22 protein-coding genes are annotated in these 25,277 nt (G+C 71.2%); 6 read left to right on the forward strand and 16 right to left on the reverse strand.

Annotated features, from left to right (window positions below):
• Positions 1-32 precede the first annotated feature (32 nt).
• Positions 33-1,436: a MocR-like pyridoxine biosynthesis transcription factor PdxR gene (gene pdxR / locus OG609_RS15725; protein WP_327273405.1), complete on the reverse strand. Its 1,404-nt coding sequence runs from the start codon at positions 1,434-1,436 to the stop codon at positions 33-35.
• Positions 1,437-1,483: 47 nt separating this feature from the next.
• On the opposite strand from pdxR, the gene OG609_RS15730 reads away from it, so the two are divergent.
• Positions 1,484-1,999, forward strand: a complete 516-nt coding sequence (locus OG609_RS15730) for a carboxymuconolactone decarboxylase family protein (protein ID WP_327273406.1) — start codon at positions 1,484-1,486, stop codon at positions 1,997-1,999.
• Positions 2,000-2,057: 58 nt separating this feature from the next.
• Positions 2,058-2,792: an isocitrate lyase/PEP mutase family protein gene (locus tag OG609_RS15735; RefSeq protein WP_327273407.1), complete on the forward strand. Its 735-nt coding sequence runs from the start codon at positions 2,058-2,060 to the stop codon at positions 2,790-2,792.
• A gap of 21 nt (positions 2,793-2,813) precedes the next feature.
• Here the strand turns inward: OG609_RS15735 and OG609_RS15740 are convergent, their stop codons facing one another.
• From OG609_RS15740 to OG609_RS15760, 5 genes are all read right to left on the reverse strand, one after another.
• Positions 2,814-4,190 carry a B12-binding domain-containing radical SAM protein gene (locus OG609_RS15740; RefSeq protein WP_327273408.1) on the reverse strand — a complete coding sequence of 459 codons (1,377 nt, stop codon included), beginning with the start codon at positions 4,188-4,190 and terminating at the stop codon, positions 2,814-2,816.
• A gap of 120 nt (positions 4,191-4,310) precedes the next feature.
• Positions 4,311-5,300: a malate dehydrogenase gene (locus OG609_RS15745; RefSeq protein WP_327273409.1), complete on the reverse strand. Its 990-nt coding sequence runs from the start codon at positions 5,298-5,300 to the stop codon at positions 4,311-4,313.
• Positions 5,301-5,525: 225 nt separating this feature from the next.
• Positions 5,526-6,011, reverse strand: a complete 486-nt coding sequence (locus OG609_RS15750; RefSeq protein ID WP_327273410.1) for a helix-turn-helix domain-containing protein — start codon at positions 6,009-6,011, stop codon at positions 5,526-5,528.
• A gap of 427 nt (positions 6,012-6,438) precedes the next feature.
• A complete protein-coding gene (locus tag OG609_RS15755; RefSeq protein WP_327273411.1) occupies positions 6,439-7,128 on the reverse strand; it encodes a DUF3017 domain-containing protein in 690 nt (229 codons plus the stop codon).
• A gap of 29 nt (positions 7,129-7,157) precedes the next feature.
• The gene (locus OG609_RS15760) at positions 7,158-8,021 is read right to left on the reverse strand and encodes a bifunctional methylenetetrahydrofolate dehydrogenase/methenyltetrahydrofolate cyclohydrolase (RefSeq protein ID WP_327273412.1); all 864 of its coding nucleotides are present in this window, start codon (positions 8,019-8,021) and stop codon (positions 7,158-7,160) included.
• Positions 8,022-8,258: 237 nt separating this feature from the next.
• Here OG609_RS15760 and OG609_RS15765 point away from each other — a divergent pair, with 237 nt between their 5' ends.
• Positions 8,259-8,849, forward strand: a complete 591-nt coding sequence (locus OG609_RS15765) for a hypothetical protein (protein WP_327273413.1) — start codon at positions 8,259-8,261, stop codon at positions 8,847-8,849.
• Between the two features lie 86 nt (positions 8,850-8,935).
• On the opposite strand, the gene purH is transcribed toward OG609_RS15765, so the two are convergent.
• Together purH and purN are read right to left on the reverse strand one after the other, a co-directional pair.
• Complete coding sequence (purH, locus tag OG609_RS15770) at positions 8,936-10,489, reverse strand: bifunctional phosphoribosylaminoimidazolecarboxamide formyltransferase/IMP cyclohydrolase (RefSeq protein ID WP_327273414.1); 1,554 nt, start codon at positions 10,487-10,489, stop codon at positions 8,936-8,938.
• Positions 10,476-11,132: a phosphoribosylglycinamide formyltransferase gene (purN, locus tag OG609_RS15775; RefSeq protein ID WP_327273415.1), complete on the reverse strand. Its 657-nt coding sequence runs from the start codon at positions 11,130-11,132 to the stop codon at positions 10,476-10,478. The genes purH and purN overlap by 14 nt, the downstream gene beginning before the upstream one ends.
• Before the next feature lie 330 nt (positions 11,133-11,462).
• On the opposite strand from purN, the gene OG609_RS15780 reads away from it, so the two are divergent.
• On the forward strand, positions 11,463-12,392 hold the full coding sequence (locus OG609_RS15780; RefSeq protein ID WP_327273416.1) for a hypothetical protein: 930 nt from the start codon (positions 11,463-11,465) through the stop codon (positions 12,390-12,392).
• Between the two features lie 12 nt (positions 12,393-12,404).
• On the opposite strand, the gene OG609_RS15785 is transcribed toward OG609_RS15780, so the two are convergent.
• Positions 12,405-14,045, reverse strand: a complete 1,641-nt coding sequence (locus tag OG609_RS15785) for a cell division protein PerM (RefSeq protein ID WP_327278068.1) — start codon at positions 14,043-14,045, stop codon at positions 12,405-12,407.
• A 284-nt stretch (positions 14,046-14,329) separates the two neighbouring features.
• Here OG609_RS15785 and OG609_RS15790 point away from each other — a divergent pair, with 284 nt between their 5' ends.
• Positions 14,330-15,268 (forward strand): RNA polymerase sigma factor, encoded by a 939-nt coding sequence (locus OG609_RS15790; protein ID WP_442817967.1) that lies wholly within the window; start codon positions 14,330-14,332, stop codon positions 15,266-15,268.
• Between the two features lie 135 nt (positions 15,269-15,403).
• Here the strand turns inward: OG609_RS15790 and sucD are convergent, their stop codons facing one another.
• The 7 genes from sucD to OG609_RS15825 form a co-directional block, all read right to left on the reverse strand.
• The gene (sucD, locus tag OG609_RS15795) at positions 15,404-16,288 is read right to left on the reverse strand and encodes a succinate--CoA ligase subunit alpha (RefSeq protein WP_327273417.1); all 885 of its coding nucleotides are present in this window, start codon (positions 16,286-16,288) and stop codon (positions 15,404-15,406) included.
• A 21-nt stretch (positions 16,289-16,309) separates the two neighbouring features.
• Complete coding sequence (gene sucC / locus OG609_RS15800) at positions 16,310-17,491, reverse strand: ADP-forming succinate--CoA ligase subunit beta (RefSeq protein WP_327273418.1); 1,182 nt, start codon at positions 17,489-17,491, stop codon at positions 16,310-16,312.
• Between the two features lie 385 nt (positions 17,492-17,876).
• Positions 17,877-18,233 carry a hypothetical protein gene (locus tag OG609_RS15805; protein WP_327273419.1) on the reverse strand — a complete coding sequence of 119 codons (357 nt, stop codon included), beginning with the start codon at positions 18,231-18,233 and terminating at the stop codon, positions 17,877-17,879.
• A 104-nt stretch (positions 18,234-18,337) separates the two neighbouring features.
• On the reverse strand, positions 18,338-19,594 hold the full coding sequence (locus tag OG609_RS15810; protein ID WP_327273420.1) for a VWA domain-containing protein: 1,257 nt from the start codon (positions 19,592-19,594) through the stop codon (positions 18,338-18,340).
• Entirely contained in the window at positions 19,591-22,029 is a 2,439-nt protein-coding gene (locus OG609_RS15815) for a DUF5682 family protein (protein WP_327273421.1), read from the reverse strand. The genes OG609_RS15810 and OG609_RS15815 overlap by 4 nt, the downstream gene beginning before the upstream one ends.
• A complete protein-coding gene (locus OG609_RS15820) occupies positions 22,026-23,138 on the reverse strand; it encodes an ATP-binding protein (RefSeq protein ID WP_327273422.1) in 1,113 nt (370 codons plus the stop codon). Before OG609_RS15820 ends, OG609_RS15815 begins: the two co-directional genes overlap by 4 nt.
• Before the next feature lie 111 nt (positions 23,139-23,249).
• Positions 23,250-23,687 (reverse strand): MmpS family transport accessory protein, encoded by a 438-nt coding sequence (locus OG609_RS15825; protein WP_327273423.1) that lies wholly within the window; start codon positions 23,685-23,687, stop codon positions 23,250-23,252.
• Between the two features lie 133 nt (positions 23,688-23,820).
• Between OG609_RS15825 and OG609_RS15830 the strand changes: the two genes are divergently transcribed.
• Entirely contained in the window at positions 23,821-25,272 is a 1,452-nt protein-coding gene (locus OG609_RS15830; RefSeq protein WP_327273424.1) for an SWIM zinc finger family protein, read from the forward strand.
• The last annotated feature ends 5 nt before the right edge of the window (positions 25,273-25,277 follow it).

The raw sequence follows: 25,277 nt of genomic DNA on the forward strand, positions 1-25,277 counted from the left end.
GGCTGGACGGCAGCCACTGTCGCGTTCCCGGCTCATGCAAGCACTCGCAACAGGGCCTCCAGCGCCCCCGCCCAGGCGCTGTCGGTCGGTGTCCCGTAACCGATGACCAGGGCGTCGCGCCCCGGCGGCGCCTGCGGGTGCCGGAAGCGCGAGAGCCCTTCCAGCGCGAGCCCCTGCCACGCCGCCGCCCGCAACGCGGCCTCCTCGCCGCCCTCCGGGAGTTCGAGCACGGCGTGCAGACCGGCGGCGATACCGCTGACCCGGATACCGGGGGCGCGTTCCGCCAGTACCGCGACGAGTTGATCACGACGGCGGCGGTAGCGCAGCCTCATCGAGCGCACATGACGGTCGTACGCGCCCGATTCGATGAACTCCGCGAGCGTCAGCTGTTCCAGCGCGCTCGACGACCAGTCGCTCAGCCCCTTGGCCTCGGCCACCTCCCCCACCAGGTTCTCCGGCAGCACCATCCACCCCAGCCGCAGTCCCGGCGCCAGCGACTTGCTCGTCGTTCCCAGGTGTACGACGCGTTCGGGGTCGAGGCCCTGGAGCGCACCGACCGGCTGCCGGTCGTAACGGAATTCGCCGTCGTAGTCGTCCTCCAGGATCAGCCCGCCCGTACCGCGCGCCCAGTCGACCGCCGCGGCCCGCCGGTCGGGGTGGAGCGGCGTCCCCGTCGGGAACTGGTGCGCGGGCGTCATCAGGACCGCGCCCGCACCGCGCAGCCCGGCCAGTTCACCGGTCCTGGCCCCGAGTCCGTCGACCGGCAGACAGGGCATGCGCAGCCCGGCGTCCGCGAGCAGCTTCCAGTGCACGTCCAGTCCGTACGACTCGACGGCCACCTCCCGCACCCGCCGCTCGCGCAGCACCGTCCCCATCAGCTTCAGCGCCTGCACGAAACCGGCACAGATCACGATCCGCTCCGGGTCCGCGTACACACCGCGGGCGCGGGCCAGATAGTCGGCGAGGACGGTGCGCAGCTCGATGCGCCCGCGCGGATCGCCGTATCCGAAGGCGTCGTTGGGTGCGGCGGTCAGGGCGCGGCGGGCGGCCTTGAGCCAGTCGGCGCGCGGGAACGTCGAGAGGTCGGGCGACCCGGCCAGCAGGTTGTGGGCGGGCCGGGAGCGCACCGGCCGGGAGCGGGTCGCCCTGGTGGCCGTCCGGCGCGGCTCGGCCCGCCGCGCCACCCTGGTCCCCGAACCCTGCCGGGCGGTGAGCCACCCCTCGGCGACCAGCTCCGCGTACGCGTCGGCGACGGTGTTCCGGGCGATGCCGAGGTCCACGGCGAGGCTGCGGGAGGACGGCAGCCGGGTGCCGGGCGCCAGTCGCCCCGTCCGTACGGCCTCGCGCAGGGCGTCCATGAGCCCGGCCCGCAGCCCCGCCGCACCCGTCGTCTCCAGATGCAGGTCGGCGCCGAAAGTGGCCCAGGAATCTGTCATGGAAATGGACCATACCGCTGCGCCATCCTCGCCGTAACGTCATACCCATGACGACGAACGAGCACAGCCACCCGACCTCCGAACTCACCCCCGAGCACACCCCTCGTATGCAGCAGTGGGCCGCGCTCGCCCCTGATGTCTACAAGGCCTTGGTCCGGCTGGACGCGGCATCCCGCAAGGGCCTCGACCCGGTCATCGGGGAGCTGGTGAAGATCCGCTCCTCGCAGCTCAACCACTGCGCGTTCTGCCTCGACATGCACACCAAGGACGCACTGGCGGCGGGCGAGTCCATCGAGCGGATCGTCCAGCTCAGCGCATGGGAGGAGTCGCAGCACTTCTACACGCCGAAGGAGATCGCGGCCATCGAGCTGACCGAGGCGGTGACCGTACTGACCGACGGTTTCGTGCCGGACGAGGTGTGGGAGAAAGCCGCCAAGCACTTCGACGAGACCGAGCTCGCCCACCTCATCGCCGCGATCACGACTATCAACGCCTGGAACCGGTTCGCCGTGACCACCCGCATGGTCCCCGGTCACTACACGCCGGGCGACATCAAGCACTGACCCGGCACGCCCCGCACCCCGCCCGCCCCTGCGTCGGAACACCCCCGGGAGCCCCGTGATGACCGCATCCGTCCTCCGTGCCCTGCACCACGACCGCGCCCCCGGCGATCCGCTGATCCTCCCCGGCCCGTGGGACGCGGCGAGCGCCCGCGTCTTCGCCGATGCGGGCTTCCCGGCGCTCGCCACACCCAGTGCCGGGGTCGCGGCCTCGCTCGGTTACGAGGACGGGGCGACGCCCGCCGCCGAGATGTTCGCGGCCGTGGCCAGGATCGTGCGGGCCGTCCCGGCCGACGTCCCCGTCTCGGCGGACATCGAGGCGGGCTACGGGCTGGCGCCGGAGGAACTCGTGGAACGCCTCCTCGACACCGGAGCCGTCGGCTGCAATCTGGAGGACTCGGCCGACGGCACTCTCGTCGATGCCCAGCGGCAGGCGGACCGGCTGGCGGAGGTACGGGCGGTCGCGGGCGACCGGCTCTTCGTCAACGCCCGCGTCGACACCTACGTCCACGGCGTCCCCGACGGCACGGACCAGGAGGCGGAGACGGTGCGCCGCGCCCTGCTGTACGTGGCGGCGGGCGCGGACTGCGTCTACCCGATCATGGCCCCGCCCGAGGCCCTGCCCCGACTGGCCGCGGCCGTCCCGGCCCCGCTCAACGCCCTCGCCCGGCCGGACGGCCCGACCCCGCGCCGGCTGGGAGAACTGGGCGCCGACCGGATCACTTTCGGCCCCGGGCTGCAGCGCCGGGCCATGGCAGCCGTACGCGAGATCGCGGACGAACTGCGGAAGGGGTAGGCGCCCCGGGGCCGCGCACGATCACGCCTGTCTGCCGCCGAAGGCCGCCAGGGTCCGTTCCAGCATCGGCATGGCCCGCACCACGTTGCGGGAGCGGATCAGGGCGTCCCAGGCGGGTTCGAACTTCTTCCAGCCGCCCGCGTACGCCAGATGCCTGAGCCGCTCGTGTGTGCCCGGCTGGGCAGCCGCGCCGCGCCAGATGTTGGACCACCGGTAGAAGTCCCGGTACGCACGCCAGTACCCGTCCTCCAGCTGGCGCGCGGTCATTCCCTTCGGGCGGTGGACGACATGGCGGGTGTCGTAAAGGTCCCAGTCCCGGTGGACGATCCGGTCCTCGGCCTCCATCTGCTTCCACAGACCGGTGGACGGATAGGGCGTCATGATGTGGAAGGTGGCCGTCTCGATGCCCTGCTCGACAGCCCACTGCACCGTCCGGTCGAAGACGTCCGGGCCGTCGTGGTCGAGCCCGAAGACGAAGCTGGCGTTGACCATGACACCGGCGTCATGGAGCCGGCGGACGGCGGCCGCGTAGTCCTTGCCGATGTTCTGGTCCTTGCGGCGTTCGGCGAGGTTCGCGCTGTTGACGGTCTCGAAGCCGACGAACAGGCTGCGCAGCCCCGCGTCCGCGGCCCGCTCCAGCAGGTCCGGCTGGAGTACGGACTTCACGGTGCCGGCCGCCTGCCAGAGCCGTCCCATTCCGGCCATCCCGTCGAAGAGCGCCTCGGCGAAACGGCGGTTGCCGAGCAGATGGTCGTCGAGGAAGTACAGATGCCTGCCGGGCAGCCGCTCGATCTCGGCGAGCGCGTCGTCCACGGCCTGGGTGTAGAAGGACTTGCCGCCCGCAAAGAAGGCGTCCTTGTAGCAGAAGTCGCAGTGGTGCGGGCAGCCGCGCGAGACGACGATCGAGTTGGGCACCAGATACAGATGCCGTTTGATCAGGTCCCTCCGCACGGGTGGCAGTCCGGCCAGGGTGCGCAGCTTCGAGTCGTACCTGCGGCCCGGCGCGCCGTCCCGGAACTCCTTCAGGAACAGCGGCCAGGTGTCCTCCCCCGGCCCGGTGAAGATCGTGTCGGCATGTGCTGCGGCCTCGTCCGGGAGAGAGGTCACATGGAGGCCGCCCATGGCGACATGGACGCCGCGGGCGCGGAAGTGGTCGGCTATCTCGTAGCCGCGCCGGGCGGAGGTGATGTACGGCTGGACGACCAGCAGATCGGGGCTGTCGAGCGCCTCGATGTCGACCCGCTCGACATGCTCGTCGAGGAGCGTCACCTCGTCGTCCGGGTCCAGGTAGCCGGCGAGGGTCGCCAGGCCGAGCGGCGGGAAGAGCGAGTACTTGATGGGCCGGAACAGCGGGCTGGTCGCCTCGGTCAGGGCCGGAAGGATCATCGTCACGCGCATGACAGCCCAGACTCGGGAAGCGGCGCGGTCAGTTCCCGGCCACGGCCACGTATCGACGCAGCCGCCCCCGGCAGCGGCTGCTGCCGGGGGCGGTGGTGTACGCCTCGGAGGGCGTACGGATCAGATCAGGCCGAGCTCGCGAACCGCGTCGCGCTCCTCGATGAGCTCCTGCACCGACGCGTCGATGCGCGTACGGGAGAACTCGTTGATGTCCAGGCCCTGGACGATCTCGTACTTGCCGTCCTTCGTGGTGACCGGGAAGGACGAGATGATGCCCTCGGGCACGCCGTAGGAGCCGTCCGACGGGATGCCCATGGAGGTCCAGTCGCCGGCGGCGGTGCCGTTGACCCAGGTGTGGACGTGGTCGATGGCGGCGTTGGCGGCCGAGGCGGCGGAGGACGCGCCACGGGCCTCGATGATCGCGGCGCCGCGCTTGGCGACGGTCGGGATGAAGGTGTCGGCCAGCCACGCCTCGTCGTTGACGAGCTCGGCGGCGTTCTTGCCGGCGACCTCCGCGTGGAAGACGTCCGGGTACTGGGTCGCCGAGTGGTTGCCCCAGATCGTCAGCTTCTTGATGTCGGAGACGGCGGCACCGGTCTTGGCGGCCAGCTGCGAGATCGCGCGGTTGTGGTCGAGGCGGGTCATCGCGGTGAAGCGCTCGGCCGGTACGTCCGGGGCCGCGGCCTGCGCGATGAGCGCGTTGGTGTTGGCCGGGTTGCCGACGACGAGGACCTTGATGTCGTCCGCGGCGTTGTCGTTGATGGCCTTGCCCTGCGGCTTGAAGATGCCGCCGTTGGCGGAGAGCAGGTCGCCGCGCTCCATGCCCTTCGTACGCGGGCGGGCGCCGACCAGGAGGGCGACGTTGGCCCCGGCGAAGCCGACATTGGCGTCGTCGGTGATCTCGATGTTGCGCAGCAGCGGGAAGGCACAGTCGTCGAGCTCCATCGCGGTGCCCTCGGCGGCCTTCAGCCCCTGCGGGATCTCCAGGAGGCGCAGGTTGACCGGCACGTCCGGGCCGAGCAGGTGGCCGGAGGCGATGCGGAAGAGCAGCGCGTAGCCGATCTGGCCGGCTGCGCCGGTCACGGTGACATTCACGGGAGTGCGGGTCATGGCGATCTCCGTTAGACAGCTGGCGGTGGGGGTCCCTGCCCCTGGTGCTGGACATCCCTGAATCTTGATGTGAAGAGATATCCAGCGATCAGGCTATCCGACCCGGAACCCCCCGACCGCCCGGCCCCCTGTGGCACCGCACACAACCCGTCACACAGCGCTCACCCGGCCGTATCCGCTCACCCGGGAGGCGGTCGCTGGACGGTGGGCCTCCCGCCATCGTCGTCACCGCCCCGCCCCGGCCAGCAGCACCGCCCCGGTCAGTACGAGCAGCACACCGACCGCCCCCGCGAGGAGCACGGCCAGTCGCCTGCGGCCGCCGCCGCAGCGGTCCGCTCCCCCGTCTCCCGTCCGGTGCGGGGGCTGCTGCGGGACGAGCGGGAGCGACGCACGCGCCCGGGAGATCCGGATGGGCTCCATCGCCGTGTCCTGGCCCATCTCGGAACGGCTCCATGCCCGCTCCGCCAGCTCCCACATGGTCGTCAGATGCACCTGATTGGTACCCGTCGCCTCGGCGAGAGCGACGATCGCTCCTCTGGGCGCGAGCAGACGCCCGCTCAGATAGCGCTCCCACGACGTCTTGCTGTAGCCCGTGCGGTCGGCCACCGCGGCGATGCTCAGCCCTCTGTGGTCGACGAGCCTGCGCAGCTGGCCGGCGAACTCCCTGATCTGCGGGTCGAGTTCATCCGATAGCGCCTTCCAACGAGGCATTGCTTCCCCTTGCCCGGATCCGGTTCTTCTTCCGTTCTGGACTACCCAGGAGTACGCCCGAACGCAGGACGACAGTTCCATCGGACGGGGCGCACAGGGGTGTTCGGGACGCGGGGCGCACCCGCGCACGCCCCCGGCACCACCGATGCGTGCCGAACACACCGATGCGTGCCGAACACGTTGCCGGGCGATCACACGGTGGCGGAATGGTCACTTCCGTGCCACAGGCCACAGGGTTCCCTTGTAGCGGTCTTCGCCGTCCACCAGGCTGAAGCCAGGACGGGGGCAAGGCCGCTCAAGTCACCACATCCCGGAGCGCTTGCGTTTCGGTGGCTGCCTCCGCCCTCGGGTGTCCGTCCCTTCTCGGGGGAGGGGACGGACACCGTCCTCAAGCCGCGCAGCCATAGCCGTAGCTGTACGGACGGCCTCAGCGGATCGTGAAGTGGACCGCGTCCTCCAGGAACGGAATGTCCAGCCACGGCTTGGGCTGCGCCACCAGCGCGAGCATCACGATGAGGAAGCCGAGCAGCCCGTACGTCACCAGGTCGGTGAAGCGGGAACGGACCGCCAGCATGCCCACCGACGGGACCACGACCCGCAGCACGGCACCCCCGATGAGGGCCACACCGATCAGCATCGTGCCGATCCTGAAGGCCTCCGCGAAGGGGGCGACGGCCACGATCAGCAGCCCGATCCCGGCCGTGCAGAGCACGGCGAGCAGCGGCCACTGCCGGGCCGGGGCGGGCGCGTCCCCGGACGCGGCACGGCCACCGCCCTCGGGGCGCGCGGTGTCCCGGGTGAACGACGGGAACCTCCGCGACGGACGCGAACCGCTGTGCGGGGCGCCGCTGCCGCCGGGACCGGAGGCAGCGGCAGCCTCCGGGCGGGCACCCTCGCCCAGGCCCGCGTCGCCGGAGTCCTCACCGGCGTCCGCATCCGCCCGGACGACCGTCCCCTCACGAGCAGCACCCTCCGAAGCGGCGCCCTCACGGGTCGCAGCCCGATCCGGCGCGGCCTCGTCCGTCGCACCCGCACCGGAGACGTCCGCGTCGGACGGCACCTCAGACGTCCGGCCCGCCTCGGCGGCCGGGTCGGCCGGACTCGTACCAGCACCCATGGGGCTCCTTCCGGATCGGGTCAGCCGGCTCAGACTGCGTCGGCTGCGTTGCGCTCGGCCGCCTCGACCACGTTGACGAGCAGCTGGGCGCGGGTCATCGGGCCGACACCGCCCGGGTTCGGGGAGATCCAGGCGGCGACCTCGGCCACGCCCGGGTGTACGTCCCCGACGATCTTGCCGTGCTCGTCCCGGCTGACGCCGACGTCGAGCACGGCCGCGCCCGGCTTCACGTCCTCGGGCTTGATGATGTGCGGCACTCCGGCGGCGGCGACGATGATGTCGGCCTGCTTGAGCTGGGCGGAGAGGTCACGCGTACCGGTGTGGCACTGGGTGACGGTGGCGTTCTCGGACTTACGGGTCAGCAGCAGCGGGATCGAGCGGCCGATGGTGACACCGCGGCCGACGACCACGACGTGCGCCCCGTTGATCTCCACGTCGTGGTGGCGGAGCAGCTGGACGACGCCCTGCGGGGTGCAGGGCAGCGGGCCCGCCTCGTTCAGTACGAGCCGGCCGAGGTTCATCGGGTGGAGGCCGTCGGCGTCCTTGGCCGGATCCATCAGTTCCAGGACGCGGTTGGTGTCGATCCCCTTGGGCAGGGGAAGCTGCACGATGTACCCCGTGCACTCGGGGTTGGCGTTGAGCTCCCGTACGACGTCCTCGATCTCCTCCTGGGTGGCGGTGTCGGGGAGTTCGCGCTGGATGGAGCCGATGCCGACCTGTGCGCAGTCACGGTGCTTGCCGTTCACGTACCACCGGCTGCCCGGGTCGTCCCCGACGAGCAGGGTTCCCAGGCCGGGGGTGATGCCCTGCGCCTTGAGGGCCGCCACGCGGACGGTGAGATCGGACTTGATCGCGGCTGCGGTGGCCTTGCCATCGAGAATCTGGGCAGTCATGTCCCCATACTCGCGGATGACCCCACCCGCATACCAATTCTGGGTGCCGACCATGGCCACCAGGTTGCGCTTGCACAACACATTCGGCAATCGGCTGGACAAAAAGCCGATGTCAAGACAACTATGAGCCGCGCAGTACCGCGGACAGTGTCGGGGGGACAGACCGTACTCATTGCGCTTGTTTCCTCCGCTCGGGCCGCGTCGTCCCCGCACTTTTCACAACGGAGGAAATTCGCCATGAGCTTCGGCGACCCGAACAACCCCTACGGCCAGCAGCAGCAGGGCGGGCAGCCGGGGTACGGCTACCCGCAGCAGTCCCCGCAGGGCGCGCCGCAGCAGGGCGGCTACCCGGCGGCCCCGCCCGTGCAGGGCGGATACGGCTTCCCCGGCGTGCCCACCGAGATGCCGGGCGGCGTGAAGGCAGCCCGCGTCATGCTCTACGTGATCACCGGCCTGCAGGTCATCGGCGCGGTCATCTTCGCGATCGGCGCCGCAGCCGTGGGCGCCGCCAAGAACGACGCGACGCTCAAGGACGACGTTCAGTTCCAGCAGCTCGCCGACTACTCCGGCAATGCCCTGTGGGGCATCGTGGTCTTCGCAGTGCTGTGGGGCGCCTTTGCCGTGTTCCTCGCCGTGAAGTTCGGCAAGGGAACCAACGGCATCCGCATCACGGCGATCGTCTTCGGTGTGATCACCGCGATACTCGGTATCTACCCGTTCGTCATCTTCGGTCTCGTTCACACGGTTCTCGCCGTGCTGATCACCGTCTTCGTCGCGAGGGCCGACGGCAGCGCCTGGTTCAACCGCCAGCAGCAGCCGCAGTACTGATCCGGCCCAGGCACCGGAATCACACGAAGGCCGTACCCCCGCACGTGCGCGGGGGTACGGCCTTCGGTCGTTCTGCCGGTTCGGTGTCAGTGGAAGAAGTGCCGCGTACCCGTGAAGTACATCGTCACGCCCGCCTTCCTCGCGGCCTCGACGACCAGCTCGTCACGGACCGAACCACCCGGCTGGGCCACGGCCTTGATGCCGGCCGCGGTCAGGATCTCCAGCCCGTCCGGGAACGGGAAGAACGCGTCGGACGCGGCGTACGCGCCCCGGGCCCGCTCCTCGCCCGCACGCTCGACGGCCAGCTTCGCGGAGTCGACCCGGTTGACCTGGCCCATGCCGACGCCGACCGAGGCGCCGCCCTTGGCGAGGAGGATCGCGTTGGACTTGACGGCGCGACACGCCTTCCACGCGAAGGCGAGCTCCTTCAGCTCGTCCTCGGAGAGTGCCTCACCGGTGGCGAGGGTCCAGTTGGCCGGGTCGTCGCCGTCGGCCTGGAGGCGGTCGGTGGCCTGGAGCAGCGCGCCGCCGTCGATCGGCTTGACCTCGACCGTGGAGGTCGGGGCGTCGGGGCAGCGCAGCACACGGATGTTCTTCTTGCGGGCGAGGATCTCGACCGCGCCGTCCTCGTACGCCGGGGCGACGATGACCTCGGTGAAGATCTCCGCGACCTGCTCGGCCATGGCGACGGTCACCGGGCGGTTGACGGCGATGACACCGCCGAAGGCCGACAGCGGGTCGCAGGCGTGCGCGTTGCGGTGCGCCTCGGCAACGTCGTCGGCGATCGCGATGCCGCACGGGTTGGCGTGCTTGATGATCGCCACGCACGGCTCGGCGTGGTCGTACGCGGCCCGGCGCGCGGCGTCCGTGTCCGTGTAGTTGTTGTACGACATCTCCTTGCCGTGCAGCTGCTCCGCCTCGGCCAGGCCGCCGGTGCCGGAGGTGTAGAGCGCGGCAGGCTGGTGCGGGTTCTCGCCGTACCGCAGGACATTGCTGCGCTCGTACGTCGCACCGAAGAAGTCGGGGAAGCCCGAGTCGTCGGCGGCGGCGTACTCGTCCGCGAACCAGGACGCGACGGCCACGTCGTACGCGGCCGTGTGCTGGAACGCCTCGGCGGCGAGCCGCTTGCGGGCGGTCAGGTCGAAGCCGCCCGCCTTGACCGCGGCCAGGACGTCGGCGTACCGCTCGGGGCTGGTGACGACGGCCACGGAGGGGTGGTTCTTGGCCGCGGCGCGGACCATGGACGGGCCGCCGATGTCGATCTGCTCCACGCACTCGTCGGCGGACGCGCCGGAGGCGACGGTCTCCTTGAACGGGTAGAGGTTGACGACCACCAGGTCGAACGGCTCCACACCCAGCTCGGCGAGTTGCTCGCGGTGGGCGTCCAGGCGCAGGTCCGCGAGGATGCCGGCGTGGACGCGCGGGTGCAGCGTCTTGACGCGGCCGTCGAGGCACTCGGGGAAGCCGGTGAGCTCCTCGACCTTGGTGACCGGCACCCCGGCAGCAGCGATCCTCCCGGCGGTGGAGCCGGTGGAGACCAGCTCGACACCCGCCTCGTGCAGACCGCGGGCGAGGTCTTCGAGCCCCGTCTTGTCGTAGACACTGACCAGGGCGCGGCGGATGGGCTTATTCACCGACATGACCGAGATGAACCTTTCGTCCCTCAATGCGATAGCCGTCACGGGCGAGCCGCCCCACGGCCTCGACGAGCAGCTTGCGCTCGACTTCCTTGATGCGTTCGTGGAGAGCGGCTTCGCCCTCCGCCGTGTCCGCTTCGGCCACCTCGACCACGCCCTGCGCGATGATCGGACCGGTGTCGACGCCGTCGTCGACGAAGTGGACGGTGCACCCGGTGACCTTCACGCCGTACGCGAGTGCGTCACGCACCCCATGGGCACCGGGAAAGCTGGGGAGCAGGGCGGGGTGGGTGTTGATGAACCGGCCACCGAACCGGGCGAGGAACTCCTTGCCCACGATCTTCATGAATCCCGCGGACACCACGAGGTCCGGGCGGTGCTCGGCCGTTGCGGCCGCGAGTGCCGCATCCCACTCCTCGCGGGTGGCGTGGTCCTTGACCCTGCACACGAAGGTCGGCAGTCCGGCGCGCTCCGCCCGTTCCAGACCGACGATGCCGGAGCGGTCGGCGCCGACCGCGACGACCTGTGCGCCGAAGCCCTCGGGGTCGTCGCCGATGGCGTCGAGCAGGGCTTGGAGGTTCGTACCGGAGCCGGAGACCAGCACGACCAGACGGGCCGGTGCGGCGGAGGGGGGCGGGGAGGCCACGTCTGGGCCCTTTCTCGCGTGGTGAAGCAGAGCAGCGCTGATTTGTATGGTCGTACGAAAGAATCGAGCCCCGCGATACGGGGAACTCTACGAACGAGCCGACCGTCAGCAACGATACCGGCACCTCGGGGGACCCCCACGGGACGGGGGTGAGAGGCCGCAGGTCGACTGCGCGGCGGCCGCAGCGAAGCACGAAAGGGTCCGGGTGACGGGTATCGGCCACCTGCGCCGCGCTCCCAGCTTTCGGCCCCTCCTGGCCGGGAGGTAGCGTCAGGGGACAGGGAACCGTCCGCAGGGCGGAAATGACGAGATGGGGAAGACGTTCACCATATGCCGGACCGACGCCGCCGCACCGCCTTCCGCCACCCGCTGCCCGAGCGGACCCCACTGATGCTGCGGGAGCGCCAGTCCCCCGCAGGCCCTTCCTCCTCTTCAGGTTCTCCCGGGTCGTCGGGGCCTTCCGGTCCCGCGGGCGACAACCCGTTCGCCGCACCGCCCGAGGACCGGCCCGACCAGCCCTGGCAACCCCGCCACCCTTCGAACGCCAAAAACGGCAACGGGAACCACCAGGGGAACGGGGGCCGGGGCAACGACGACGGGTCGCCCGAGGGCGGCTCCTCCGACGACCGGCCGGTCTGGGGCGGCCAGTGGAGCAGCCAACAGCCCGGTCGCCAGAGCGGCGGCTTCGGCGGCCGCCCCGGAGGCCAGGGCGGGCCGAACGGTCAGGGCGGCCCCGGGGGCAGCTCCGGCGGGGTGCGCTGGGATCCGACCGACCCCGCCCAGCGCCGCGCACGCTACGCGCTGCTCTGCGGCATGTGGGCCTTCTTCTTCGCACTCTTCGACTTCCCGGAGATCGCCCTGCTGCTCGGCGCACTCGCCGTGTACTGGTCGATCAGCTCGCTCCGCGCGAAGCCGAGTGGCGCGTCCGCGCCGGGCGCCGCCGGAGCACCCGGACCGGCCGCAGAGTCCGGTGCGCCGGCCGCCGGCCCCCTCCAGGGCTCCGGTTCCGGGCGTGTTCCGGCGTCCGCGCCCGGCGCCCCCGCCGCTCCTGGCTATGGGAGACAGCAGACCACGGCTGCGGTCAGCGGCCTGGTGACGGCGCTGCTTGCGCTCTCGATCGTCGCGACGACGTTCACGGTGCAGCTCGTCTACCGCGACTACTACACCTGTGTGAACGACGCCTTGACCAAGTCCGGCCAACTGGCCTGCAACGACCTGCTGCCGAAGCCGCTGGAGCCCTTCTTCGGCGTCAAGAACTGACACTTCGCGGATTCACGGATCCACAGACGGCCCAGCCTCACCCGGCAGGGCCGTCCGTTCGCGCCAGGGGTCGGTCGGCAGGAAGTCGTACGGCTCGGAGTCGTCGCTCCACCCGTCCGCCGCGGACGCCGACGCAGCGCCGCCGGTTGCTGGGGCGGCCGCCGCAGCGGGTACGCCCCCGAAAGCGCGGACGGGCACGCGAACGGCTCCCTGACCGGGCACCGGCTCGGCCACCTCGCCCTCGTCCCGGCGCCCGGACCGCTTCCACCACCGCCGGTCGCCGCCACCCGGCTCCCGAGGCACCTGCCCGGGGCCCCCCGCAGGCGCCTGAGCTGCGGGCGCGCACTCCGCCGCTGCCGTCTCCTCCACTGCTCGACGCACCCAGCATCCCCCGCCGCTGCCCCGCAGCCGCCAGGCCCGGAGCAGCAGCGCCACGGGGACGCCGAGCAGCACCGTCCACGCCAGGGCCGCCGCGCCCGTCAGCCACCACACCGGGCCGAACTCCGCCAGCGCACCGGTGCCGAGCGGTCCTCCCGCGGCCGCCGCCAGCGCCGCCGTGCCGACCCCGCACCCCACCGCCCCCAGGCCGGCCGTCAGCGCGGTCTCCCGCAGGCTCCACGCCTCCTCCCGCCCGGCATGGGCGGGCGCGGCCCGCCGTACCGTGAACCAGGCGACCGTCACCCCGGCCACGACCGGCACCGCCCCGGCCGCCCAGTTCAGGACCGTCCCCGGACCGTGGGCCGGTACTGCGGCAAGCAGCGGGAAGATGGGCAGCGCCGGGCGCCCCGAGAAGGCGAGCGGGGTGACCGCGGACGCCGTACCGAGCGCAAAGCCCGGACCGAGTCCGTACGCGGCACCCCACACCGCCGCATTCGGCACCAGCACCAGCGCGAGCAGCAGTACCGGGACCCGGCCCGACCAGTCGCCCGAGAGCTGGACGAACGACTGCTCAGCCGCCTGTGCATGCCACACCAGCGCCACCGCGACGAGCAGCGCCCCGCCACCGAGCAGCACCGCCACCCCGGCCGCGGCCGACCGGCACACCGTCTCCGCGTGCTCCCTGAACCGGGTACGCGCCAGCTTCTCGTGCAGGCGCACCGGCGCCCAGGACGGCGGCGCGATCGGGCGCCCCGATGCCGTCCAGACCCCGGCAGCCGCCGCGCCCATCACCACAACGGCCGAAGGGAAGAGCAACGACGGTGCGTACACGGACAGCGAACCACCCCGCGCGTAGAACGCGACAGCGGCTCCGACCAGCAGATATCCGCCGCTGACCATGGCGAACGCGCCCGCTGCCGAGGGCGCCGGGCGCCCCTCGACGGACTCCAGGGCGTCCCGGGCCGCACGGTGCGCCAGCCACACCGGCACCACGGCGAGCAGCAGCGGGACGAGGCCGACCGGGGCGGGGGCTCCGCCGAGCGTGTCGGCCCTGATCAGCTCGGCACCGTGGGCGAGCAGCCAGAGACCGGCCGCCACATGGAGGGCCCCGCCGGGGCTGTTGTCCGGAGCCGGGGAGCTGATCCACAGCCCCATGACGAGCACGGTGAGTGCGCCCAGCCCCAGCCCGGCCGCGAGCGCCCCACGCAGGAAGGCGAGGGCCAGAACGGCGGACCGGCCCTGCTCTGCCGACAACGACGGGCTGCGTTCGGTCACTTGGGTCACACGGCAATGCTCCCAACGACACGCGCTTATTCCGTGTAACAGGCGAACGACCGCTGTGTCGCTCAATATGCGTTTATGTACTTTTTCGCCCAGTGCAGGGCCCGCGGGGGGTCTTTCATGACAGAGAGCTCGTCCGATGCACCGAACGGGCGGCCCGCCCGACGACACCGGCGGCGGTCGCGAGGCTGTCCAAGCCGGTGACCGCCACGAAACAACCGCCGTCCCGTCCGCTGTCCCGTCCGCCGACCCCCGTCGAAGCCACTGGGAGCACCGCCATGGCCCCGACCGAGCCGGGCAACACCCCCGAACTGCCAGACACGTACGGCGCGTCCGGCACATCTGTCACGGACAGCCCATCCGCCACCTGTGCCGCGCCTGAAACTCCTGAAGCATCTGAAGCACCGGCCGAGGCATTCGATGCCTTGTACAAGAGCTGCGCCGCCGCCCTTTTCCACCAGACGTTTCTGCTGACCGGGCGTCGGAACCTCTCCCAGGAGTCCGTCGCGCGGGCCTTCGCGCGGGCCTGGGAACACTGGCCGGAGGTCGCGGTGGACCGTGATCCGGCGGGCTGGGTGCGGGCCGCCGCGTACGAGTACGCGATGTCGCCCTGGCACCGGCTGCGCCGCACGCACCGCCCCCTCGACCCGCCGCCCGCCGAACCCGGTGCGCGCGCACTGCTCGGCGCGCTGCTCGACCTGCCGCCGTCGTACCGTCGCACCCTGCTGCTCTACGACGGTGTCGGCCTGGATCTTCCGGAGACCGCGGCGGAGACGGAAGCCAGCACCCCGGCGACGGCGAGCAGGCTGATGAACGCACGTGCCGCGGTCGCCGAGCGGCTGCCCGACCTGGCGGAGCCGTCGTCCTCCACCGAGAAGTCGGCGCTCCTGCATCAACAGCTCGGCGCACTCGCCCGGGCCCAGCCCCCCGCCTCGCTCCCCTCGCCCGACACGATCCGTACGGACAGCGAGCGCAAGGCCCAGGTGTGGACCAGAGCGGCCATCTCCTTCACGGTGCTGCTCATCGGTCTGACGCTGTTCACCCTGGCGACGGCTCCGGCCCGATACGAAACCCCGGAGTCGCCCGCTCAGCAGGTCGGCGGGGTGCCGCCACGAGGTGGCCCGCAGAAACTGACGCCGCAGGACCTGAATCTGCAGAAGAAGCTTCAGGGCGAGCTCGTCCAGGGTCCGGCCCGGCTGGTCCCCGACGCCGGCTGACCGGGCGGACCGGCAGACGGACAGCCGGACCGGGAAACAGATACGGCGCGGGCCCGTACCCCTGACCGGGGTACGGGCCCGCGCCGTCTGTGCGGTGACGCGATACTGCGCTGCTGCTCCGTCGCGGTGAAGCGATCAGGCGCCGAGGATCTCGCGCGCCAGCTTGGCGGTCTCGGTCGGCGTCTTGCCGACCTTGACGCCGGCGGCCTCAAGGGCCTCCTTCTTCGCCTGCGCGGTGCCGGAGGAGCCGGAGACGATGGCGCCGGCGTGGCCCATGGTCTTGCCCTCGGGGGCGGTGAAGCCCGCGACGTAACCGACGACCGGCTTGGTGACGTTCTTCGCGATGAAGTCCGCCGCACGCTCCTCGGCGTCGCCGCCGATCTCGCCGATCATCACGATCAGGTCGGTCTCGGGGTCGGCCTCGAACGCCGCGAGGGCGTCGATGTGCGTCGTACCGATGATCGGGTCGCCACCGATGCCGACGGCGGACGAGAAGCCGATGTCACGGAGCTCGTACATCATCTGGTAGGTCAGCGTGCCGGACTTCGACACGAGACCGATGCGGCCGGGCTTGGTGATGTCGCCCGGGATGATGCCGGCGTTGGACTGGCCGGGGGTGATCAGGCCGGGGCAGTTCGGGCCGATGATCCGGGTCTTGTTGCCCTTCGAGCCCGCGTACGCCCAGAAGGCGGCCGAGTCGTGGACAGCGATGCCCTCGGTGATCACGACGGCGAGCGGGATCTCGGCGTCGATCGCCTCGACGACGGCGGCCTTGGCGAAGGCCGGCGGCACGAAGAGAACCGACACGTTCGCGCCGGTCTTCTCCATCGCCTCGGCGACGGTCCCGAACACGGGTACCTCGTTGCCGTCGAAGTCGACGGACGTGCCGGCCTTGCGCGGGTTCACGCCGCCGACGATGTTGGTGCCGTCAGCGAGCATGAGCTTGGTGTGCTTCATGCCGGTGGCACCGGTCATCCCCTGGACGATGACCTTGCTGTCCTTGGTGAGGAAGATAGCCATGGTGTTGGAGTCCCTCGTCCCTTACTTCGCAGCCGCGGCGAGCTCGGCGGCCTTGTCGGCCGCGCCGTCCATGGTGTCCACGCGCTGAACGAGCGGGTGGTTGGCGTCGGAAAGGATCTTGCGACCCAGCTCCGCGTTGTTGCCGTCGAGGCGCACGACCAGCGGCTTGGTGACTTCCTCGCCCTTGGACTTGAGCAGCGCAAGTGCCTGGACGATGCCGTTGGCGACCTCGTCGCACGCGGTGATGCCACCGAAGACGTTGACGAAGACGGACTTGACGTCCGGGTCGCCGAGGATGATCTCCAGGCCGTTCGCCATGACCTCGGCGGATGCGCCGCCACCGATGTCGAGGAAGTTGGCGGGCTTCACGTTGCCGTGGTTCTCACCGGCGTACGCGACGACGTCCAGCGTCGACATGACCAGACCGGCACCGTTACCGATGATGCCGACCTCGCCGTCGAGCTTGACGTAGTTGAGGTTCTTGGCCTTGGCGGCAGCCTCGAGCGGGTTGGCTGCGTCCTTGTCCTCGAGCGCCTCGTGCTCGGGCTGACGGAAGTCGGCGTTCTCGTCGAGAGACACCTTGCCGTCCAGCGCCAGGACGTCGCCGGAGGCGACCTTGGCGAGCGGGTTGACCTCGACGAGGAGCGCGTCCTCGGCAACGAAGGTCTCCCACAGCGTCACCATGACCTCGGCGACCTTCTCGGCCACCTCGGCCGGGAACTTCGCCTGGGCGACGATCTCGCGAGCCTTCTCGATCGTGACACCGGTGTTGGAGTCGACCGGGACCTTCGCGAGGGCCTCGGGGGTCTTCTCCGCGACCTCCTCGATGTCCATGCCGCCCTGCACCGAGGCCATGGCCAGGAAGGTGCGGTTGGTGCGGTCGAGGAGGTACGAGACGTAGTACTCCTCAAGAATCTCCGGCGCGGTCTCGGCGATCATCACCTTGTGGACCGTGTGGCCCTTGATGTCCATGCCGAGGATGTCGGTCGCGCGGGCGACCGCCTCGTCGGGGGTGGCGGCCAGCTTGACGCCGCCGGCCTTGCCGCGGCCGCCGACCTTCACCTGCGCCTTGACGACAGACTTGCCGCCCAGCCGCTCGGTCGCCTCGCGGGCTGCCTCAGGCGTGTCAATGACTTCACCGGCCAGCACCGGTACACCGTGCTTGGCGAAGAGGTCCCTCGCCTGGTACTCGAACAGGTCCACGCGCGTCCGTCCCTTTTCAGTGGTCTCGCGGTTCGTTTTCAGCGTGGGCGTGCCGCGAGGGGCAACGTGACTGCTCTGTCACTAGGAAGGCGCACACGGTGACCCGGGGTACGCGGCATGTCCATCTCGCAGGTTATCCCCGCGCTCCGCAGGACCCTAAATCGCAGATCGCACCTGAGCGGTGATTACGGTCACAGATCCCGCCGGCGCCCGGGTCGCAGTGGACAAAAGGACACTCGTGCGGTGCAGCGGGGACGGGCCCCGGACCGGGCCGACCGGGCGGTCCGGGGCCGCCGGTGTCAGGTGCTCCGGGCCGGGTACCCGGGAGTGCCGAAGGCGGGCACCGAGCCTGTCGCATCGGTCACATACGCCGGAGTGATGGACGTCAGACCCTCGGCGCCGTAGGCCGCGTTCCCGGCAATGGGACGGACATCGTCACCGACCGTACCGACGAGACCGCCGACGAACGGCTGCGCCTGGGCTCCGACGCCGTGCGCGCCTGGCCCGTAGCGACTTCTGCTTCGGCTTCGGCTTCCGCTTCCGTGTCCGCTGCGCGGGTGATCGTTGCCCCCGTGCCGGGGAGCGACGGAGCGGGTTGCTGCGCCGCATGGGCCCGCGTCCCGAAGAGCAGCCCCAGGGCCAGCAGCCCGCCGAGGAACAGCATCACCTGCAGCCCTCGTCGGCCGACCGGCCTGCGCCAGGGGTGCGGGTCGGTGGCGGAACGAACGGCTGCGGTGGTCACGTCGGGATGAGCCGTCTCCGGATGGCGCGGACCGCGGAATGCGGTCCTCCGCGGATGACGGGACGATGCTTGCACGAACCTCCCGGGGTCGCGCAGGCTCCCTGTTACTGATGAGTCTCCTTGTCCGGTATGGGAAGTGGCCTCTTCTCGATCGCCGCTGCCATCACTTCCGGGAACAGATCCGGGGTGCAGGCGAACGCCGGTGCGCCCAGGGCCCCGAGGGCCGCCGCGTGGTCGCGGTCGTAGGCGGGCGCACCCTCGTCGGACAGCGCGAGCAGCGTCACGAACTGCACGCCGGATGCCTTCATCGCAGCGACCCGCTTCAGCATCTCGTCGCGTATGCCGCCCTCGTAGAGGTCGCTGATGAGGACGACGACGGTGTCGGCGGGGCGGGAGATCTTCGACTGGCAGTAGGCGAGCGCCCGGTTGATGTCGGTGCCGCCGCCGAGCTGGGTGCCGAAGAGTACGTCGACGGGGTCGTCGAGCTGGTCGGTGAGGTCGACCACCGCCGTGTCGAAGACGACAAGCCGGGTTTGCAGGGTTCGCATGGAGGCGAGCACCGCGCCGAAGACGGAGGCGTAGACGACGGAGGCGGCCATCGACCCCGACTGGTCGATGCAGAGGATGACGTCCTTCTTCATGGACTGCGCGGCCCGCCCATAGCCGATGAGCCGCTCGGGGACGACGGTGCCGTACTCGGGGAGGTAGTTCTTGAGGTTGGCCCGGATGGTTCGGCCCCAGTCGATGTCGTGGTGGCGGGGCCGGTTGATCCTGGCCGAGCGGTCCAGCGCGCCGGTGAGTGCGGCCCGGGTGCGGGTGGCGAGCCGCTTCTCCAGATCGTCGACGACCTTACGCACGACGGCTCTCGCGGTCTCCTTCGTCGTCTCGGGCATGACCTTGTTGAGAGAGAGGAGCGTTCCGACGAGATGGACGTCCGCCTCGACGGCCTCCAGCATCTCCGGTTCGAGGAGCAGTGCGGAGAGGCCGAGTCGGTCGATCGCGTCGCGCTGCATGACCTGGACGACGGAGCTGGGGAAGTACGTGCGGATGTCGCCGAGCCAACGGGCCACGGAGGGGGCGGAGGCCCCGAGTCCGGCCGAGCGGTTGCTCCCGCCCCGGCCCCCGGGTCCGCCTCCGCCGCCGTACAGCGCGGTCAGTGCGCCGTCCATCGCGGCGTCGCGTCCGGTGAGGGTGCAGCCGGTGCTCTCCGCGCTGTCCCCGCCCAGGACCAGCCGCCACCGACGCAGCCGCTCGTCGTCCGCCGGGCCCGACTGCGGGCGGGGTCGTGCCGAGCGGTCCGCCGGGCCTGGCGGCGAGCTGTGGGCCGGGTGCGGTGCGGTACCGGCCGTGTCCGTGGTCATCCCGTCGCCCCCAGCGGTTCCTTGACGTTCTCGGCTCTCTCGTCCGGATCTCTGTTGTCCGGGTAGACGCCACCCGGGTCCGGGCCGGTGCCGGTGCCGGTGTCCAGACCGAGCAGCAGACGCAGCACCGGCACCACCGCGTCGGCCCTGGCTCCGTCGAGTCGGGGGCCGAAGCCGGGTGCCGTCGTCCCGGTGGCGGTGGCTGCCGGCCCCCCGGAGGACAGACCGCGCCGTACGAGTTCGCCGAGCGTGCGCCGTACGCCCGCTTCGTACGCCGAGAAGGTGCGGCGCAACAGGGGCAGCACATCGGCGAAGGTGTCGGCTGGAACCCCGGTGAGCCAGGCGTCGACCAGGCCCAGCAGTCGCTCGTCGTGGACGAGGAGCATGCCGCCCCCGGCGGCTCCGCCGACGAACCCCTCGATCCAGGCCGCGGCGTCGGCCGGGGGTGTGCCGGGCGAGAGGGCCAGGCCCATCAGCCGTGCCGCGTCGTCCTCCGCGAGCCGTCCTCCGTCGAGCAGCAGGCGGGCCGCGCGGCCCCGGATGACGCCCGCGACCGTGTCCCGGTCGGCGAGCTTGTGCAGCACGGCGGTCCAGCGCTCACGCAGCCCGGCCCCGTCAACCGCCTGAACGAATCCGGTGAGCAGCCCGATCGCTCTGTGGACCCCGTCCACCCGGCGGCGCAGTTCGACGGCGCCGTCGGCGTCCAGTCCGGTGCAGGCGGGAGGGAGCCCGACGCAGATCCGTTCGGCGAGCCCGGCCGCGACCTCGCCGAGAGCCGCGGTGTCCGTGGACCGCACGTCGCCGTAGCGCAGGGTGCGGGCCAGCGCAGGCAGGGCGTCGGCGAGATGGCCGACGTCGGCGTCGAGTGCGGCACGGTCGGCGAGGGCCCGCATCACCACGGGCAGCGCGTCGGGCAGTTCCGCGAGGAGGCAGTGCTCGGCGAGTGCGGTGACCTCGGCGAGTGCGGTCGCCGAAGCCGCCTGGGTCTCGGCCTTGGCGGTCGCCGCGGCGAGCACGGTGGTGCCCCATGTCCCGGCCTCCGCGACCCGTACGTACAGCTCGGGCTCCCAGCTCAGCCGCCAGCTCTCCCGGAAGGTGCCGGTACTCGCCCGGCCTGCCACGGGCTCGCCCCAGCCGACGGCGAGGATCCGCAACCGGTGGAGCAGCCGACTGCGGGCCGCGTCGGTGTCCTTGCGCAGGTCGAGCTCCACCTCCCGCTCCACAGCCTCCGGTTTGAGCCGGAGCGTGCGCTGCTGTCGGGTGAGGTCGCGCTGCAGGGGTACGGCGGGGGCGGTGTCCGGCACTTCGCCGAATGTCTCGCCGACTGTCAGCCGGTCCTGTACGAGCGCGAGCGGCACATCGGAGCCTTCGCACATCACGGCCCGGATCGCATCGGTCGTCTCACTCAGCCCGGCCAGCGGGCGGCCGCGCATGGCGGCGAGGGTCTCGGCGAGCCTGACGGCCTCGATGACATGGGCGGAGGAGACGAACCGGTCCTCGTCGCGCAGGAGTCCGGCGACCTTGGTCATCCACCGCTCGATCGGGCGGTCGGCGGTCTCGAAGAGGTGTCCGTACCAGCCGGGCGAGTCGATGCCCGCCCCGTATCCGCTGTGCCGGGCCAGCCGGCGGTGCGACCAGGGCACCCAGGTCAGCTCGGCCTTGACCTTGGGCAGCCCCTTGAGCAGGGCCCGATCAGCGGCGAGCGTGGTCCTCGTGATGAGCGCGGGCACATGCCAGGCACCGCAGACGACCGCGATGTCGTCTCCGAACTCCTTTACCGCCCCGCGCAGTTGGATACGCATATACGCCTCTCGGACGGTGTCGCGAGGGTGGCCGCCGTCCCCGTACACCTCACGCAGGGCCGTCATCGCCTCGGCGAGCGCGGCGAACGGCGCCCGCGGGTCGACGGCTTCGCCGCCCTGGGTGCGGTGTTCGACGACGTCCTCCCACCAGCGCTCCGGGTCGTCGTAACCCGCCGTCTCGGCCAGTACCCCGATGGGGTCGATCGGGGCATGCGCAGGCGAGCCGACCGTGGACGGCTCCCCGGATCCGTCCCCGTCCACTCCCCCGTCCGTCTCGCGTTCCGCTGCCTGTGCCATGGCCAGGGAGTTCGCCGCGGGCAGGTCGATGAAGCGGACCGGGACGTCGTGCGCCAGCGCCCAGCGGATCGCGACCCACTCGGGCGAGAACGCGGCCAGCGGCCAGAACGCCGCCTGTCCCGGGTCGTCGACAGCATGGGCAAGAAGCGCGACCGGTGGCCGCATCTGCTCGTCGGCGGCCAGCGGCAGCAGTACGTCACCCTCAGGAGGTCCCTCGATCAGCACCGCCCGCGGGTGGGCGGCCTCCAGGGCCGCACGGACGGCTCGGGCCGAGCCCGGGCCGTGGTGCCGCACTCCCAGCAGCAGCGGTCCGGCGGAACGCACGGCCCGGGTCATGCGGATACCTCGCGGCAGGCGCGGTAGAAGTCCTTCCACCCGTCACGCTCCCGGACCACGGTCTCCAGGTACTCCTGCCAGACCACCCGGTCGGCCGCGGGATCGCGGACGACCGCGCCCAGGATGCCCGCCGCCACATCACCGGGGTGCAGCACCCCGTCGCCGAAGTGCGCGGCCAGCGCGAGGCCGTTGGTGATGACGGAGATCGCCTCGGCCGTCGACAGCGTCCCCGAGGGAGACTTGAGCTTGGTGCGGCCGTCGGTGGTGACACCGTCACGCAGCTCGCGGAAGACCGTCACGACGCGCCGGATCTCGGCCATGCCGTCGGGCGCGGCCGGGAGGTCGAGCGAACGCCCGATCTGGTCGACGCGCCGGGACACGATGTCGACCTCCGCGTCGGGGGTGGCCGGCAGCGGCAGCACGACGGTGTTGAACCGGCGGCGCAGCGCGCTGGACAGCTCGTTGACCCCGCGGTCGCGGTCGTTGGCGGTGGCGATGACGTTGAAACCGCGGACCGCCTGGACCTCCTGGCCCAGTTCGGGGACGGGGAGCGTCTTCTCCGACAGGATCGTGATCAGCGAGTCCTGCACATCGGCGGGGATACGGGTGAGTTCCTCGATCCGCGCGGTCATGCCGTCGGACATGGCTCGCATGAGCGGACTCGGCACCAGGGCGCCGCGGCTGGGCCCGTGCGCAAGCAGTTGTGCGTAATTCCAGCCGTAGCGGACGGCTTCCTCCGGGGTGCCCGCCGTGCCCTGGACGAGCAGCGTCGAGTCGCCGCTGACGGCGGCCGCGAGATGCTCGGAGACCCAGGTCTTGGCGGTGCCGGGAACGCCGAGGAGCAGCAGGGCCCGGTCGGTGGCGAGTGTGGTCACGGCGACTTCGACGAGGCGGCGCGGACCGACGTACTTGGGCGTGATCACCGTGCCGTCCGACAGTGCGCCGCCGAGCAGGTAGGTGGCGACGGCCCACGGGGACAGCTGCCAACGGGCGGGCCGCGGACGGTCGTCGGCCGCGGCAAGAGCCTTCAGCTCATGAGCGAAGGCATCCTCGGCATGCGGTCGCAGGGCCTGTACGCCAGCGGCGGCGGTGGTTTCGGACACGGTCATGGATCCCCCTCCAGATCGGTCGACCTGATGTGGTTTCCACCGTGCACCATGGCACTGACAATCGGCCCCGCCCGCAGGTCAGGGCCGATTCAGCGGCTACGGGCGGAGCGTTCAGCCGGTCACCGGCGAGACCGCGACGCAGCCGCCCGCAGTGACGAGGCCCTCGCCCTTGGCCTCCTTGATGACCTTGCCCTTGTGGGTGATCGAGCAGGTGACATCGGCCCCGTCCTCGTCCAGGGCTATCGGCATGACGGCGGGCGGCATGATTCCGCGCAGCGTGACGGTCTTCCGCCACGGCAGCTTGGGGGACTTGACCGTCTCGATCTCCGGGTCCATGGCCTTGCCGCCGCCCGCGTGGAACTGAATCTCGTCCACGCTCGTGCCGGTGACCTCGTAGGTGACTTCGTACGTCTCGTCCACGGCCTTGTCCACCTGGTCGACGGTCTCGGAGCAGGCGCCGAGGCCCACGGCGAGACCGAGGGCGACGGCGGCGCAGACGGCCGTCCGAATGGTGCGGACGTTGCGGATGTTACGGACGGTGCGGTTCATCAGCGGATCCCCCCGGATTCAAAGGTCTGGAGTTCGCAGAGAATCGCAAAGGGCGGGTAAAGTCAAGCGGTATGCATGACGGCAAATCAGCAGGTCAGGATGATTGTCAGTGGTGCGTTCTACCGTCGTTCCCATGCTGCTATCTCACGGGGGAGAACCCTTGCGCACCGCCGACCCGGCGGCGCGCTGGACGGTGGAGCAGGTCCTGGCCCTGGCTCCTGACGAGACGTCACGCAAGGCGGGGAGCAAGCTCGGTTCGGCCGGTCCGTGGTTGGGCGCCGGGTGTGACGGTTCGGGTGCGGTGTGGGGTCTGTGCAAGGGGAGCGGGAGCAAGCCGTATCAAACGGTGGTGGACACCACCGGTCCTGCCTACAAGTGCAGTTGCCCCAGCCGGAAGTTCCCGTGCAAGCACGCACTGGGTCTGCTGCTGGTCCGGGCATCCGGCGATTCGGCCCTGCCCGCCGGCGAGGTGCCGGACTGGGCCGGTGAGTGGCTGACGGGTCGTCGCAAGCGCGCGGCGGACAAGGGGGAGAAGGGCGGGCCGACGGCGGGCGGTGCCTCGGCCGCGGGCCCGGCCGACCCGGAGGCCGCCCGGCGGCGCGCCGAGCGCCGGGCCGCGCGGATCACCGGCGGTGCGCAGGAGCTGGAGCAGCGGCTGACGGATCTGCTGCGCGGCGGTCTGGCAGCGGCCGATCAGTCGGGGTACGGGCTGTGGGAGGAGACGGCAGCCCGTATGGTAGACGCCCAGGCTCCCGGCCTGGCCGCCCGTGTACGGGAGTTGGGCTCCATCCCGGCGTCCGGGCCGGGCTGGCCGGTGCGGCTGCTGGAGGAGTGCGCGCTGCTGCATCTGCTGGACAGCGCGTGGCTGGGGATCGACCGGCTGCCGGAGCCACTGGCGGCCACGGTCCGTACCCGCGTGGGGCTGACCGCCCCCGCCGAGGGCCCACCAATCCGCGACCACTGGCTGGTCCTCGCCCAGTACGACACCCCGGACGGCAAGATCGTCACGCGCCGCATCTGGCTGTACGGGAGGGACTCGGGCCGCACGGCTCTGCTGCTCTCCTTCGGGGCAGCCGGGCGCACCCCTGGGCTGGCAATGCCGGTGGGCGTCACGATCGACGCCGAGATCACGCTCCATCCGGGCGCCGGCCGGCTACGGGCGGAGCTGGGCGGGCAGTTCGGTGTTCCGTCACCGACCGGTACGCCACCGCCGGGCGGTACGGCGGCGGCCGCGATCGGTGCGTACGGAGACGCCCTGCTGGACGATCCCTGGCTGGACGCCTGGCCGGTGACACTGCGCGAGGTCATACCCGTGCCGTCCGGGGACGGCTGGCAGCTGGTCGATGCGGCGGGCGATGCGGCCCTGCCCGTCGCCCCTGCGGCGCTGTCCCGGCCCGGCCTGTGGAAGCTCGTCGCGCTCTCCGGCGGCTCGCCCATCACGGTCTTCGGCGAATGCGGCCACCGAGGATTCGACCCGCTCGCGGCCTGGTCCACGGACACGAACGCCGGAGCTTGCGGAGTCGATTCCGACGGCGTCGGGATCAGCAGCGTCGTCACGACGTCCGAGACCGTGCCGCTCATCTGACGTTG

Source organism: Streptomyces sp. NBC_01224 (assembly GCF_036002945.1).
In the GTDB taxonomy this organism is placed as follows: domain Bacteria; phylum Actinomycetota; class Actinomycetes; order Streptomycetales; family Streptomycetaceae; genus Streptomyces.

Excerpts from the sequence above, each read along its gene's own strand:
- OG609_RS15820 (WP_327273422.1), bottom strand. The coding sequence starts at position 23,138 with ATGACCGTGTCCGAAACCACCGCCGCCGCTGGCGTACAGGCCCTGCGA.
- OG609_RS15760 (WP_327273412.1), bottom strand. The coding sequence starts at position 8,021 with ATGACTGCCCAGATTCTCGATGGCAAGGCCACCGCAGCCGCGATCAAG.
- OG609_RS15830 (WP_327273424.1), top strand. The coding sequence starts at position 23,821 with ATGCTGCTATCTCACGGGGGAGAACCCTTGCGCACCGCCGACCCGGCG.
- purH (WP_327273414.1), bottom strand. The coding sequence starts at position 10,489 with ATGTCGGTGAATAAGCCCATCCGCCGCGCCCTGGTCAGTGTCTACGAC.
- OG609_RS15735 (WP_327273407.1), top strand. The coding sequence starts at position 2,058 with ATGACCGCATCCGTCCTCCGTGCCCTGCACCACGACCGCGCCCCCGGC.
- sucD (WP_327273417.1), bottom strand. The coding sequence starts at position 16,288 with ATGGCTATCTTCCTCACCAAGGACAGCAAGGTCATCGTCCAGGGGATG.
- OG609_RS15790 (WP_442817967.1), top strand. The coding sequence starts at position 14,330 with ATGGCCCCGACCGAGCCGGGCAACACCCCCGAACTGCCAGACACGTAC.
- OG609_RS15745 (WP_327273409.1), bottom strand. The coding sequence starts at position 5,300 with ATGACCCGCACTCCCGTGAATGTCACCGTGACCGGCGCAGCCGGCCAG.
- OG609_RS15815 (WP_327273421.1), bottom strand. The coding sequence starts at position 22,029 with ATGACCCGGGCCGTGCGTTCCGCCGGACCGCTGCTGCTGGGAGTGCGG.
- pdxR (WP_327273405.1), bottom strand. The coding sequence starts at position 1,436 with ATGACAGATTCCTGGGCCACTTTCGGCGCCGACCTGCATCTGGAGACG.
- OG609_RS15810 (WP_327273420.1), bottom strand. The coding sequence starts at position 19,594 with ATGACCACGGACACGGCCGGTACCGCACCGCACCCGGCCCACAGCTCG.
- OG609_RS15755 (WP_327273411.1), bottom strand. The coding sequence starts at position 7,128 with ATGGGTGCTGGTACGAGTCCGGCCGACCCGGCCGCCGAGGCGGGCCGG.
- OG609_RS15730 (WP_327273406.1), top strand. The coding sequence starts at position 1,484 with ATGACGACGAACGAGCACAGCCACCCGACCTCCGAACTCACCCCCGAG.
- OG609_RS15780 (WP_327273416.1), top strand. The coding sequence starts at position 11,463 with ATGCCGGACCGACGCCGCCGCACCGCCTTCCGCCACCCGCTGCCCGAG.
- OG609_RS15750 (WP_327273410.1), bottom strand. The coding sequence starts at position 6,011 with ATGCCTCGTTGGAAGGCGCTATCGGATGAACTCGACCCGCAGATCAGG.
- OG609_RS15765 (WP_327273413.1), top strand. The coding sequence starts at position 8,259 with ATGAGCTTCGGCGACCCGAACAACCCCTACGGCCAGCAGCAGCAGGGC.
- OG609_RS15825 (WP_327273423.1), bottom strand. The coding sequence starts at position 23,687 with ATGAACCGCACCGTCCGTAACATCCGCAACGTCCGCACCATTCGGACG.
- OG609_RS15740 (WP_327273408.1), bottom strand. The coding sequence starts at position 4,190 with ATGCGCGTGACGATGATCCTTCCGGCCCTGACCGAGGCGACCAGCCCG.